Raw genomic sequence first — 12814 nt, 5'->3', positions numbered from 1 at the left:
ATGTCAACACGGCCCGTGTGGATGGCCGGTCTCTAGGCGGCGCGAGAAGGGCTCCAGCCCTGGACCGTAGTGGCCAGCGGCTCGGTCGGGCGCCCGATGAGCTGGGACAGGTCCGTTGATGAGCTCTCGAGCGCGCCCTGCGCCGTGCTCTGGTCGACGGCGACCAGAAAGCCGACCAGCCCGTCGGCCAGACCTGCGGCGGCCAGCATCTCGCGGTGCGTGTCGGCGTCCACGTCCCGGTGCGAGACCTCGGTGTTGAGCACGTCCCCGAAGGCGGTCGCCAGGTCGTCCAGGGTGAACGAGTTGTCGCCAGCCAACTCATAGACCTTGCCCTGGTGGCCCTCGGTGGTGAGGACCACGGCGGCTGCCTCGGCGAAATCGGCTCGCGGGGCAGCAGAGATGCGTCCCCCGGCGGTGCTCCCGAGCACGGCTCCGGTCGCTTGCGCCTGGGCGAGCGCGGGCTCGAAGTTCTCGGTGTACCACCCGTTGCGCAGGATGGTGACCGGGAGCCCGGATGCCTGAAGGGCCTCCTCCGTGACCTTGTGCTCCGGCGCGAGGATCAGGTCGCTCTCGGCGGCATCGAGCAGGCTGGTGTAGGCAATGGTGGACACGCCCGCACGGACCGCCGCGTCGATCACATTCTGGTGCTGCCGCGCACGCTGACCCACCTCGCTGGCGGAGACCAGGAGCAGGACGTCGCCAGCGCTGAGCACACCGTCGGCCGGTGCATCGAAGTCCAGGACGGCCGTGCGCACCCCGCGCGCCTGCAGCTCCGTCAGTCGCTCCGTGGACCGGCCGGTGGCAAGGATGTCCCCTGCGGGAACGCCCCGCTCGAGCAGGGACTCGACCACGAGTCGTCCAAAGTGTCCGGTTGCGCCAGTGACCACGATTGCCATGTCAGTGCCTCTCGATCAGAATTAGTTAATCGATCAACAACATCGCGTCACGGTGCATTCCCGTTCACCGTGCTTTCTCGTCCACCGTCAACTCCCGTCACCGAAGGCGGCTTGTGCCACGGCGGCGCCCTCCTGGGCGCGCTCGGTGAAACCGACCGTCCCCTGCTCGAGCAGCTCGCGAGCCGCCTCGGCCACTGCGGCCAGACCGACAATGGCGAGCGCGCCACCCACCGAGATCCGGGCCACTCCGGCCCCGGCCAACTCGGCAACAGTGGGTCCTCCACCTCGGGTGAGCACATTCACCGGCACACCGACCTCCGAGACAACCCGGCGGATGTCACTCAGGTCAGTCAGCCCGGGCGCATAGACCACGTCGGCCCCCACCTCGGCAAAGGTCTGCAACCGGCGGATGGTGTCGTCCAGACCGCCCTGCCCATAGAGGTGGTTCTCCGCGCGGGCTGTCAGCACCAGACGTGATCCTGCACTGCGAGACACCTCCGCCGCGGCGGCCACCCGGTCACGCGCCACGTCGAGCGGATAGATCGGCGCGTCACGATCGCCGGTGAAGTCCTCGATCGAGGCCCCGGCCAGCCCGACCGCGGCCGCCTGCCGGATCGTCTCGGCCACTCCGGCGGCGTCCTCGGCGAAGCAGTTCTCCAGGTCGGCGCTGACCGGCAGGCTCGTGGCGGACACCAGCTCCGCGGCGTGGGCCAGCACGCCCTCACGGTCGACCTGTCCGTCCAGAAGGCCGCGGGTCGCCGCGAAACCGCTGCTGGTCGTGGCCAGCGCAGAGAAGCCCAGCGAGGCAAACAACCGCGCCGACCCGACGTCCCAGGCGTTGGGCAGCAGGAGCGGCTCCCCCGGTCGGTGCAGCGCGAGGAAGCGATCGGCGGGACTCGCGATGGAGGCAGTCATCCTCCGACGCTATCGAGGATGGGGCCCTGGGGACAGGAGAATCAGTCAATGACGTGCATCCAGAAAGGTAACGTCGCTCACCGCCGAGGAGCCCGGCCCCCTGACCTGCAGCGTTGCACAACGGCACGCGACGTCACCTGTTTGAATGCACGGTGAGCCGCGCCCAGTCGCTCACACCCTCCACGCTGGTGGGCGGCGTGGGTCTAGAGGAGTTTGACGACCTCCTCGACGACATCCTTGGCGTCGCCGAAGAGCATCCGGGTGTTGTCCTTGAAGAACAGCGGGTTCTGCACTCCCGCATAGCCGCTGGCCATCGACCGCTTGAGCACCACGACGTCACGTGCCTTCCACACCTCGAGCACCGGCATCCCCGCGATCGGTGAGCCGGGCTCGTCGACGGCAGCCGGGTTGACGGTGTCGTTGGCACCGATGACCAGCACCACGTCGGTGTCCGGCAGGTCGTCGTTGATCTCGTCCAGGCCCAGCACGATGTCATAAGGCACCTTGGCCTCGGCCAGCAGCACGTTCATGTGGCCGGGCAACCGCCCTGCCACGGGATGTATGCCGAAGCGCACCTGGGTGCCCTGCTTGCGCAGGCGTGCGGTCAGGTCTGCGACGGGATACTGCGCGCGGGCCACGGCCATGCCGTAGCCGGGCGTGATCACCACGGACTTGGCTGTTCGGAGCAACTCGGCCACCTCGGGCGCGTTGCTCTCGCGGTGCTCGCCGTAGTCCTGATCGCCCTCGAAGGTGGCTCCCTCGGTGCCAAAGCCTCCGGCGATGACGGAGATGAACGAGCGGTTCATGCCCTGGCACATCAGGTAGGACAGGATCGCACCGGAGGATCCGACGAGGGCGCCGGTGACAATCAGCAGGTCGTTGCCGAGCAGGAAGCCGGCGGCTGCGGCGGCCCAGCCCGAATAGCTGTTGAGCATCGAGACGACGATCGGCATGTCTCCGCCACCGATGGAGGCGACCAGGTGCCATCCGAAGGCCAGCGCGATCACGGTCATCGCCACCAGTGGCAGCAGGGCGTGACTCAGGACGAACCAGACCAGCAGGCCCGCGGAGGCCAGCAGCGCCACCAGATTGAGCAGGTGCCGGTGCGGCAGCATCAGCGGGTTGGAGTTGATCCGGGCGCTCAGCTTCAGGGCCGCGACCACCGACCCGGTGAAGGTCACAGCACCGATGAAGATCCCGAGGAAGACCTCCACCAGGTGGATGGTCTCCTCCGAACCCGTGAGCGGGCCTGGTGCGAGGTAGGCGTTGTAGCCGATGAGCACGGCGGCGATGCCGACGAAGCTGTGCAGCATGGCGATCAGTTGCGGCATGCCGGTCATCTCCACGACCCGAGCCCGCCAGAGACCGATGCTCGCGCCCACCGCCATGGCGGCCAGGATCAGGGCCAGCGTCAGTGCAGGGTTGTCAGCCCGCTCCGCAGCCAGCCAGATCGTGGCACCGAGCGCGATCGTCATGCCGATGATGCCGAACACATTGCCGCGCCGTGCCGTCTCGTGCTGGGACAGACCCGCCAGGGAGAGCACGAACAGGACAGCGGCGATGATGTAGGCCGCCTGCACCAGGTTGAGGGTCACGCCGACTCCTCCCGCCGGAACATGCGCAGCATCCGACCAGTCACGGCGAACCCACCGAAGACGTTGATGCTGGCCACGATCGTCGCCGCGAGCGCCAGGCTGCGGACCAGCAGGTCCTCGTTGCCGACCTGCAGGATGGCTCCGACCAGGATGATGCCGCTGATCGCGTTGGTCTCGGCCAGCAGCGGGGTGTGCAGGGCGTGCGAGACATTGTTGATCACATAGAAGCCGACGATCACGGCCAGCGCGAAGACCGTGAAGTGGCCCAGGAAGGAGGGCGGGGACACGCTGGCCACTAGGGCAAACAGGACAGCGGCCAGCCCCATTGCGACATAGCCTCGTCGCGGGTCCCTCGGCTTCTGCGGCTCCGGCTCAGCCCCTGGAGGTTCCGCCTCTGCGGCCGCTGGCGGCGGTGTCGCGGAGACGGACACCGGTGGCGGCGGCCACAGCACCTGGTGCTCGTGGGTGACCGTCAGGCCGCGCTGCACCTCGTCCTCCAGGTCCAGCACGATCTGCCCGTCCTTGCCCGGGGTGAGCAGCGCGATCAGGTTGACGATGTTGGTGCCGAACAGTTGCGAGGCCTGCGTGGGCAGCCGCGCCGGGAGATCGGTGTAGCCCACGATCGTCACACCGTTGCCCGGCGTGATGACGGCGCCCGGCTCGGTGAGCTCACAGTTGCCGCCGTTGCGGGCAGCCATGTCGACCAGCACGCTGCCCGGCCGCATCGCGGCGACCGTGTCCGCCGTCACCAGCCTCGGCGCGGGACGACCCGGGATCAGTGCGGTGGTGATGACGATGTCAGCCTCGGCGCACTCGTGGGCATAGACCTCCAGGGCGCGACGCTGCAGATCCTCCCCCATCTCCTGGGCATAGCCGTCCGAGCTGGACGCCGTCTCCTCCACCGTGATCGGCACGAAGTGCGCCCCCATCGACTCGACCTGCTCGGCCGTCTCGAAGCGAATGTCGGTGGCCCGCACGATGGCCCCCAGGCTGCTGGCCGTGCCAATCGCCGCCAGGCCGGCCACGCCCGCTCCGATGACGAAGACCTTGGCCGGCGGCACATTGCCCGCAGCGGTGACCTGTCCGGTGAACACTGAGCCGTAGGCGTTGGCTGCCTCGATCACCGCGCGATAGCCACCCAGGTTGGTCATCGACGACAGAACGTCCAGGGACTGCGCCCGAGAGATGCGGGGCACCGCATCCATCGCCAGGGCGGTGACCCCGCGCTGGGCGAGGTCCTCCAACAGGTCCGTGTGTTGCGCCGGGCCGAGCTGGGCGGCCAGATAGGCACCGGGCCGCATCTGGTCCAGCTCACCCGACTCGGGGGCATCGATGGTGACCACGACGTCGGCTCCCCACACCCCCGGTCCGGGGTCGATGGCAGCCCCCACCTCGGCATACTGCTCATCGGGATAACTGGCCCGCTCCCCCGCCCCGGCCTGCACAATCACCGTGTGCCCCAGGGCAATCAGCCGACCTGCGGTCTGGGGTGTGGCAGCGACACGGGTCTCGCCAGGGGTCGACTCACGCGGGACGCCGATCTGCACGCGGGCTCCTTTGCCTCGGGGTGGCCGGTGTCTGCGACCAGCCGATTGGCACCCTACAAGCAGGCGCCGTCAGTCCACTGGCGCATCGCCTGGGACGGTGAGATCAGCGCCGCGACACGCGCACACCGTCGTCACTCAGGGCGAAGGCGAGCTCTGAGAGGTCCTCGACGACCAGGTCGGCGAGTGGCTCGAGCTCCTCGCGCGTGCTGGTCGTGACCACGGCCACCGTCGCCGCGCCGGCGGCGCGCCCGGACCGGAGTCCGGCCGGGGCGTCTTCAATGACGAGGCACCGGCTCGGGTCGACCCCCAGCTTTTCTGCACCGATCAGATACGGCTCCGGATCGGGCTTGCCTCGGGTGATGTCGTCTGCTGTCACCAGGACCTCAGGGGCGGTGAAACCCGCCGCCCCCAACCGCACCGTCAGCAGGGCCCGGCTCGCCGACGTGACGATGGCGCCGCGCCACCCCACGGCGGCAACTGCCTCGGCCGCGCCGGGCAGGGCGACCACGCCCTCGGTGTCCGCCAGCTCACGCCGGTCGATGTCGGTCGTGGCCGTCACCGGGTCCAGGTGGGGGGCCACCGAGGCAACGATGCCGCTGCTGGGCACACCGTGAAAGCCGATGAGGCTCTCCGGGGGCACGCCGTGATCAGCAGCCCAGGCAAGCCAGGAGCGCACAACAGCCGCACGGGAGTCGATCAGGGTGCCGTCGTTGTCGAACAGGACCGCTGCGAAGAGCTCTGAGGTGATGTCGCGCACAGGCACCATGCTCCCAGGCTCCGCGCGCGAACTGCCGGTGCCCCCACAAACCCCAAGGCTCCCCCACGATCTCCCCAAGATCTGACACAGGTCTGCCAACTGCGAGCGGTTGACGGCCGTGCTGCGTCACACTGGCGCCGTGCACCACACCCGGTGGGCACGAGGAGGACGCAATGAGCACCGACGACTTCGGACGCAAGACCGGCCACAGCGAGCGGGTGGACGACGACGAGGGGGCTGTGCCCCGCTGGAAGATCGTCGGTCCGGGCCTGGTGGTCGCCGCCACCGGCGTTGGGGCCGCCGACATGGTGGCCACGCTCGCGGCGGGTTCCCGGTATGGCTACGGCCTGCTCTGGGCGGTCATTCTGGGCGTCATCCTCAAGATCATCCTGGTGGAGGGCGCGGGCCGTTACACGCTGGCCACCGGCTACACGATCTTTGAGGGCTGGCGCACCCTGGGCCGCTGGACCACGTGGTACTTCGGGCCCTACATCATCATCTGGGGCTTCGTCTACGGCGCCTCGGCGATGAGCTCGACCGCGCTCCCGCTCGCAGCACTCTTCCCGGCCGTCCCCCTCACCGTCTGGGCGATCATCATGGGCCTGGCCGGGTTCGTGATGGTGTGGTTCAACCGCTATGCGGTCTTCGAGAAGATCACCGCAGCCCTGGTCGGGATCATGTTCGTGACCATCGTGACGCTCGCGATCATCGCCGTCCCGAACTTCCCGGACATGATCAAGGGCCTGGTGCCGATGATCCCCGAGGGTGGCCTGATCTACACGCTCGCCCTGGCCGGCGGTGTCGGAGGCACGATCACCCTGGCGGCCTACGGATACTGGTTGCGGGAGAAGGGCTGGTACACCCCCAAGTGGATGCGGGTCATGCGCATCGACAACACCATGGCCTATGTCCTCACCGGCATCTTCGTGCTCTCGATGCTCGTCGTCGGCGCCGAGGTCGTGCAGGCCGCCGGCGTCTCGATCAGTGCCGGCGACGAGGGGCTGCTCGACCTGCGCGAGGTGCTCAACGAGCGCTATGGCGACTTCATCGGCACGATGTTCCTCGTCGGTTTCTGGGCCGCAGCCTTCTCCTCGATCATCGGCGTCTGGAACGGCGTGTCCCTGATGTTCGCCGACTTCTGGGGCAACATGCGCGGCGTCGGCTCCGACCACCCGGACACCCGGGTCGGGGGCAAGTACTTCAAGTTCTACATCCTGTGGCTGACCTTCCCGCCGATGATCCTGCTGTTCCTGGGGCGTCCGATCGGGCTGGTCCTGGCCTATGGCGTCCTGGGCTCACTGTTCATGCCGTTCCTGGCCCTGACACTGCTCGGACTGCTCAACGGCCGCCGCATCCCCAAGGAGTGGGCCAACCGGTTGCACACCAACATCGCCCTCGGCATCACCGCACTGCTCTTCCTGGCTCTGGGCATCAACCAGCTGTGGAGTGCCCTGCAGGACGTCATCGGCTAGCGGTCAGCCCGGCCGGTCACCAGTCGTCTCCTCCGCCTCGACGTCGGCCCGGACGTCCGCCAGCAGGTCGTACTTTCGGGTGTAGATCTCCAGGAGAGCCACCCCCAGCGCTGCCGCCGGCACGGCCACGAAGGCGCCGGCCACGCCGAACAGGGCCACCCCCAGCATGACCGATCCGAAGGCGATGGCGGGGTGCACCTCCACGGCCTTCGAGCTGATCCGGGGATCCAGGATCAGGTTCTCAACCTGCTGATAGAGCGTGGCGAAGACCAGCACGAACACGCCCTGCCACGGGTTCTCGCCGACCAGGCCGATGAACACCGGGACCGCGATCGCGATGTAGGTGCCGACGGTCGGGACGAACTGGGCCACGACCCCGGTCCAGATGCCCAGCGGCAACCAGTAGGGCATGTCGATGATGAGCAGGAAGATCGCGGTGGCCGTCGCCGAGCAGACGGCGAGAGTCAGGCGCGCAGCGACATAACCGCCGGTCTTGGTGATCGCGAGGTCCCACACGGTCGCGAAGACCCTCTGCTGGGCCGGAGGGAAGAGCCGGGCCAGCCAGGTGCGCAGACGGGGGCCGTCTGCGGTCAGGTAGTAGACGAAGAAGGCGAAGGTGAAGACCGAGAACAGGCTGCCGACCAGGCTCGCGACGAAGCTGAACACGCCGCCCGCGACGCTGGAGGCCACGGCTCCCAGGTCCAGCGGCTCACCGATCTTGTCCAGCAGCCCGTCGGTGTCGACATACTCCGACAACAGCTCGTTGAGGCTGTTGACATAGCCGGGGATCCCCTGGACGAACATCGTGATCTGTTCAGCGAGCATGCCACCGAACAGATAGAGGAAGGCGGCACCGGCCGCCATCAGGGCGACCAGGACGATGAGCGTGGCCCAGCCGCGCTTCATGTGCCGGGTGAGGCGACTCACGGCGGGCTCGAGGGCCAGGCTGGCGGCCCAGGCCATGATGATCGTGCCGAGCACGCCCCCACCGTCGCGGTGGACAAAGAGCAGGAGACGCACGATCACGAAGACCGTGACGACCGTCCAGGCGATGCGCCAGATGTTGCTCCGGTCGAAGATGACGGTGGTCGTATGCGGACCGGTCGGCTCTGCCGGCGCGTCCACCTCGGTCTGCTGTCCCCTCCGCCGCTGTCGCACCGCCCAACTCTAGCCGGGCCTGCCTGGGCCCTGGACCCTGCTGGTCGGGGCCAGCCTGGGCAGAGATCGGCCCCGACCCACCGCTTTAGCGAACGCCTGTCTATCCTATTTCGGTGAGACTCCCCGTCTGGTTCGAGGCGCCGGCCACGCCGCCTGCTATCCGCTCGGTCCGGGTGGACGCCGACACCACGGCACGCGGCCTCACGATCCGGACCATTCTGGCCTCACCCCGGCACGTCGTGCCGGCCTCAATCCTCACCAGCCTGCACCAAGCCGGTGAGGCCCTGGTCCCCTTCATCGTCGGGCGGGCCGTTGACGAGGCGGTCGCTGCCGCGGACGGACCCGCGCTGCTGCGCTGGATCCTGTTGCTCGGGCTGACCTTCCTCGGACTCTCGATGTCCTTTCGGTTCGGATCACGCATCGGCTGGCTGGGCATGCATTCGGTGCAGCACGACCTGCGGATGATGGTGACCGATCGGCTGATCTCCCCCCACGGCACGTCTGGTCGGCGTCGCTCCGTCGGGGCGGACCTATCCGTGTCGACGGCCGACACCACGATCCTGTCCCGGAGCATCGGGCTCGGTGTCTACGGTCCCTCCCGGATCACCGCCATCACGGTGTGCGCCGTCATCCTGCTGACGGTCTCGTGGCCGCTCGGGGTCGGTGTCCTGGTCGGCAGCCTGGTGGTGCTCCTCCTCGGTGACCTGCTCGGTGGGGTCCTGCGCAGTCGGGTCGCGGCCCAGCAGGCCGCCGTGGCCGACGCGGCCGGGAGCGCGGCCGACCTGATGCAGGGGCTGCGCATCATCAAGGGCCTCGGGGCCCAGACCGTCACCTCGGGTCGTTATCGCCTGCTCTCGCAGCAGTCTCGGGAGCGGGCGGTCCTGACTGCAGGGGCACAGCAGCGCTCGATGGCAGGGCTCTCGGTGCTCGGTGGTCTGTTCGTGGTCGGTGTCGGCGGCGCGGCCGGCTGGATGGCACTCGACGATCAGATCTCCGTCGGTCAGCTCATCACGGTGGTGATGATCAGCCAGTTCGTGATGGAGCCGATCGCCGCCCTCGCCCAGATGATCAGCTTCTACTGGAACCCCGGCGTGGCGGCGGCTGGCCGGGTGCTGGACGTCCTGCGCACCGAGCACGCTGTCCGAGACACCCCGGCAGCCGGGCCTGTGCCTGATGGCGGCGCCCCCTGGGGACTGCGTCTCACCGCTCCCTGGTTGCCGGGAGGCGTGCTGCGGGTCGAGCCCGGTGAGAGCGTCGTGATCACCCCTGATCCAACGGTCGCGACTGGCCTGGTCCCCCTCCTCGAACGCACCCGTGAGCCCGGCCCGGACGAGATCGTCGAGCTGCTGGATGGTCGCGGCAGCCCAGTGCTCGTCACCGACCTCACCGTTGACGCCCTGCGCGAGACGGTCCTGGTGGCACCCCACGAACCGCACCTGTTCGCCGGGTCACTGCTGGGCAACGTGCTCCTGCAGGAGGTGGGCGAGGCGGACCTGGAAGCGGCGGTGACACAGACCCGTCCGGCGCTGACCGCTGCCTCCTGCGACGACGTCGTCGCCACCCTTCCGGACGGCCTGGCGTCTCCGGTGGGCGAGGCCGGCTCCCGACTGTCCGGTGGGCAGCGGCAACGTGTCGGACTCGCCCGGGTGTTGCACGCCGCGCCGCAGGTCCTGGTCCTGCTCGACCCCACCACTGGCGTGGACTCGGTGACCGAGCAGCGCGTCGCTGCTGCCGTCACGCAGCTGCGCCGGGGGCGCACCACCGTGGTCGTCACGGCCTCCCCCGCGTGGATCTCCCACGCCGACCGGGTCGTGTCTCCGACCGCAGGGGGGCAGCGGTGAGCAGCTTCCGGTTCCCGATCGCCACACCGCGCGAGGTCCGATCGTCCCTGCGTGAGGTGCTGCAGGACCAGCGGCGGCCACTCGTCCTGGCGGCCCTCGTGCTGTCCGCGGCCTCCGCCGCCGGCCTGATCACACCCACCGCGCTGGGCAGAGTCGTCGACCTCGTGGACCGGTCCGGCACCCTGACCGAGCTCTGGCCATTGGTGCTCCTGATGGCGGTCGGCACCGTGGTGGCCGCGATCCTGTTGGCCTATGGCACTGTCCTGACTGTCCGCGTGGTGGAGACGGCCCTGGCTCGGCTGCGCGAGCGTCTGGTGGACCGGCTCCTGCGCCTGCCTGCCTCGGTCGTGGAGGATGCGGGCGCGGGCGATGCCATCTCGCGGGCGACCGATGATGTCGCCGAGGTCTCGACGGCGATCAACGAGGTGCTGCCGACGGTGGCCTCAGCTGCCTTCATGATCGCTGCCACCTTCGTGGGGCTCGGTGCCCTGGACTGGCGCTTTGCCCTGGCCCTGCTGCTGATCTTCCCGATCCAGGTCTTCGCCGTGCGGTCCTACCTGGCGCGGGCGCCCGAGATCTACGCGCGAGAGCGCGCGGCCATGGCCGATCGCGCCGAGGTGGTGCTCTCGTCCCTTCGCGGCCTGGCCACGGTGCGGGCACTCCGGCTCGAACCTCAGCAGCGAGCCCGAACAGCCCTGCACTCGTGGTCCGTGGTGACCTGGTCGATGCGTGAGCGCATCATCAACAACATCTTCTGGGGTCGCCTCAACCTGGCCGAGTTCATCGGCATGTCGGCCCTGCTGTGCGTGGGGTTCTGGCTGGTGCGCGAGGGGCAGGGGACGGTGGGCATGACGACGGCTGCCGTGCTCCTGTTCCACCGGCTCTTCGGTCCCATCGGGCAACTGCTCCTCGTGGTCGACGTGTGGCAGTCAGCCTCCGCCTCCCTGCGCCGCATCAGCGGAGTGCTGCAGGTGCCCGCGCAGACGGGGGACTTGTCGCAGACCCGGGAGCCGTCGTGGAGCCCGGACCCGTCGCGGAGCCCGGACCCGTCGCGGAGCCCGGACCCGTCGCAAACCCGGGACGCGTGGCAGACGAGCGCTGCAGCGCCAGTTCGCCGGCCCGACGGGCATCTCGCCCTGCGCGACGTCTCCTTCTCGTTTGAGGCGGCGATGCGACCAACGATCGAGGACGTCACTCTGCAGATCGAGCCCGGCCGCACCCTGGCGGTGGTCGGGGTCTCCGGCGCGGGCAAGTCAACCCTGGCCGGGGTGGTGGCGGGTCTGCGGGCACCGCACGGTGGCCAGGTCCTGCTGGACGGTCAGGACCTGTCCGGGCTCGATCCCGAACTCCGGTCCCAAGTGATCGGCCTGATCACCCAGGAGACCCACGTGTTCGCCGGGACCCTGCGCGACAATCTCACCCTGGCACGGGAGGATGCCGAGGACGACCGGATCTGGGAGGCACTCGATCGAGTGGGCGCAGGTGACTGGGTGCGTGACCTGCCCGAGGGCCTGGATCAGATCGTCGGCCTGGCAGGGATCGAGCTGACGCCCCTGCAGGGGCAGCACCTGGCCCTCGCTCGCATCGACCTGCTCGATCCGGTCGTTGCCCTGCTCGATGAGGCGACGGCAGAGGCGGGGAGCGCCGGGGCCGCGATCCTGGACGCGGCCTCCGACGCCGTCATCCGGGGACGAACTGCTCTCGTGATCGCCCACCGCCTGGACCAGGCTGCGCGGGCGGATGCCGTGGCCCTCGTCTCAGAAGGACGGATCGTCGAGCACGGCAGCCACGAACAGTTGCTCGCGAACGGTGGCGCGTATGCCCAGTTGTGGCGGGCCTGGAGCCTGGGACGGCCCGACCAGGAGCAGTGACCCCGACAAGCAGTGACCTCGACAAGCAGTGACCCCGACGAGCAGTGACTCAGACAGCACGACCCCTCGCGGCCAGCTGCGTGCCGGCCTCAGACGTCCGTGGCGACACCGGCATCGAAGTGCACCGCCTGCCAGCCGAAGCGGGCAGCACCCTCGACGTTACTGATCCGGTCGTCAGTGAACAGCACGTCGGGGCGGTCGATGGACCGCCTCAGGTGAGCTTCCAGGGCGGCGTGCGCCGCGGCATACGCCTCGGGGTGGGGCTTCCGAAAGCCCAGGACGGCGCTGTTCAGCACCACGTCAACCAGGTGTCCGAGGCCGATCTGGCGCAGCTCAGCAGGGATGTTGTCGGTGCCGTTGGTGAAGACGAACACCGCCGTGCCGCTGGCCTGGAGCTCAGCCATCAGGGCGACCGTCTCCGCGACCGGTGTGCCACGGTCGGCGACCCAGCTCCGCACGGCCCCCTCCGCCGTCGCGGCTGCAGCCCCGCGGGCCACAAGCTCGTCACGGATCAGGCCGCACCAGGCAGCAAAGGTCCGCCGCCCGGTGATCACGGGCTCCAGCAGGTCCTCGGCGAAGGCCAGGGCCAGGAACTCCTGGGGCTCCAGTCCCACCTCGGCCGCGACCGTCTGAGTCGTGGCCGGACCGAACTCACGGACCACCCCGTCAAGGTCGAAGACAACGGCAACTGCCGCCGCGGCGCGACGACGGATCTCGGCGTGCACGGACTCTTCGGCGTGGCTCATCCGCCCGACCCTAGGG

At 69.0% G+C, this 12814-nt stretch carries 10 protein-coding genes; 3 read left to right on the top strand and 7 right to left on the bottom strand.

Features of this window, described 5'->3' with window-relative positions; genetic code table 11:
• Nucleotides 1–32: 32 nt before the first annotated feature.
• From NF556_RS09795 to NF556_RS09775, 5 genes are all read right to left on the bottom strand, one after another.
• Complete coding sequence (locus NF556_RS09795) at nucleotides 33–896, bottom strand: SDR family oxidoreductase (protein WP_252595444.1); 864 nt, start codon at nucleotides 894–896, stop codon at nucleotides 33–35.
• Between the two features lie 87 nt (nucleotides 897–983).
• Nucleotides 984–1811, bottom strand: coding sequence for an isocitrate lyase/PEP mutase family protein (locus NF556_RS09790; RefSeq protein ID WP_252595443.1), 828 nt, complete (start codon nucleotides 1809–1811; stop codon nucleotides 984–986).
• Nucleotides 1812–2014: 203 nt separating this feature from the next.
• Nucleotides 2015–3406 carry a Re/Si-specific NAD(P)(+) transhydrogenase subunit beta gene (gene pntB, locus NF556_RS09785; protein WP_252595442.1) on the bottom strand — a complete coding sequence of 464 codons (1392 nt, stop codon included), beginning with the start codon at nucleotides 3404–3406 and terminating at the stop codon, nucleotides 2015–2017.
• Nucleotides 3403–4953, bottom strand: a complete 1551-nt coding sequence (locus NF556_RS09780) for a Re/Si-specific NAD(P)(+) transhydrogenase subunit alpha (RefSeq protein WP_252595441.1) — start codon at nucleotides 4951–4953, stop codon at nucleotides 3403–3405. The genes pntB and NF556_RS09780 overlap by 4 nt, the downstream gene beginning before the upstream one ends.
• A 103-nt stretch (nucleotides 4954–5056) precedes the next feature.
• Nucleotides 5057–5719, bottom strand: a complete 663-nt coding sequence (locus tag NF556_RS09775; RefSeq protein ID WP_252595440.1) for an HAD-IA family hydrolase — start codon at nucleotides 5717–5719, stop codon at nucleotides 5057–5059.
• Nucleotides 5720–5883: 164 nt separating this feature from the next.
• Between NF556_RS09775 and NF556_RS09770 the strand changes: the two genes are divergently transcribed.
• A complete protein-coding gene (locus tag NF556_RS09770; RefSeq protein ID WP_252595439.1) occupies nucleotides 5884–7182 on the top strand; it encodes an Nramp family divalent metal transporter in 1299 nt (432 codons plus the stop codon).
• 3 nt (nucleotides 7183–7185) lie between these two features.
• On the opposite strand, the gene NF556_RS09765 is transcribed toward NF556_RS09770, so the two are convergent.
• Nucleotides 7186–8340: an AI-2E family transporter gene (locus NF556_RS09765; RefSeq protein ID WP_252595438.1), complete on the bottom strand. Its 1155-nt coding sequence runs from the start codon at nucleotides 8338–8340 to the stop codon at nucleotides 7186–7188.
• Nucleotides 8341–8453: 113 nt separating this feature from the next.
• Between NF556_RS09765 and NF556_RS09760 the strand changes: the two genes are divergently transcribed.
• Nucleotides 8454–10181, top strand: coding sequence for an ABC transporter transmembrane domain-containing protein (locus tag NF556_RS09760; RefSeq protein WP_252595437.1), 1728 nt, complete (start codon nucleotides 8454–8456; stop codon nucleotides 10179–10181).
• Nucleotides 10178–12052, top strand: coding sequence for an ABC transporter ATP-binding protein (locus tag NF556_RS09755; protein ID WP_252595436.1), 1875 nt, complete (start codon nucleotides 10178–10180; stop codon nucleotides 12050–12052). The genes NF556_RS09760 and NF556_RS09755 overlap by 4 nt, the downstream gene beginning before the upstream one ends.
• A gap of 89 nt (nucleotides 12053–12141) precedes the next feature.
• On the opposite strand, the gene NF556_RS09750 is transcribed toward NF556_RS09755, so the two are convergent.
• Complete coding sequence (locus tag NF556_RS09750; protein ID WP_252595435.1) at nucleotides 12142–12798, bottom strand: HAD family hydrolase; 657 nt, start codon at nucleotides 12796–12798, stop codon at nucleotides 12142–12144.
• Nucleotides 12799–12814: the final 16 nt, after the last annotated feature.

It is taken from the genome of Ornithinimicrobium faecis (genome assembly GCF_023923225.1).
Classification (GTDB): Bacteria; Actinomycetota; Actinomycetes; order Actinomycetales; family Dermatophilaceae; genus Ornithinicoccus; species Ornithinicoccus faecis.
The sequence above is the reverse complement of the archived record's forward strand: the minus strand, read 5'-3'. Positions and strand labels throughout refer to the sequence as shown.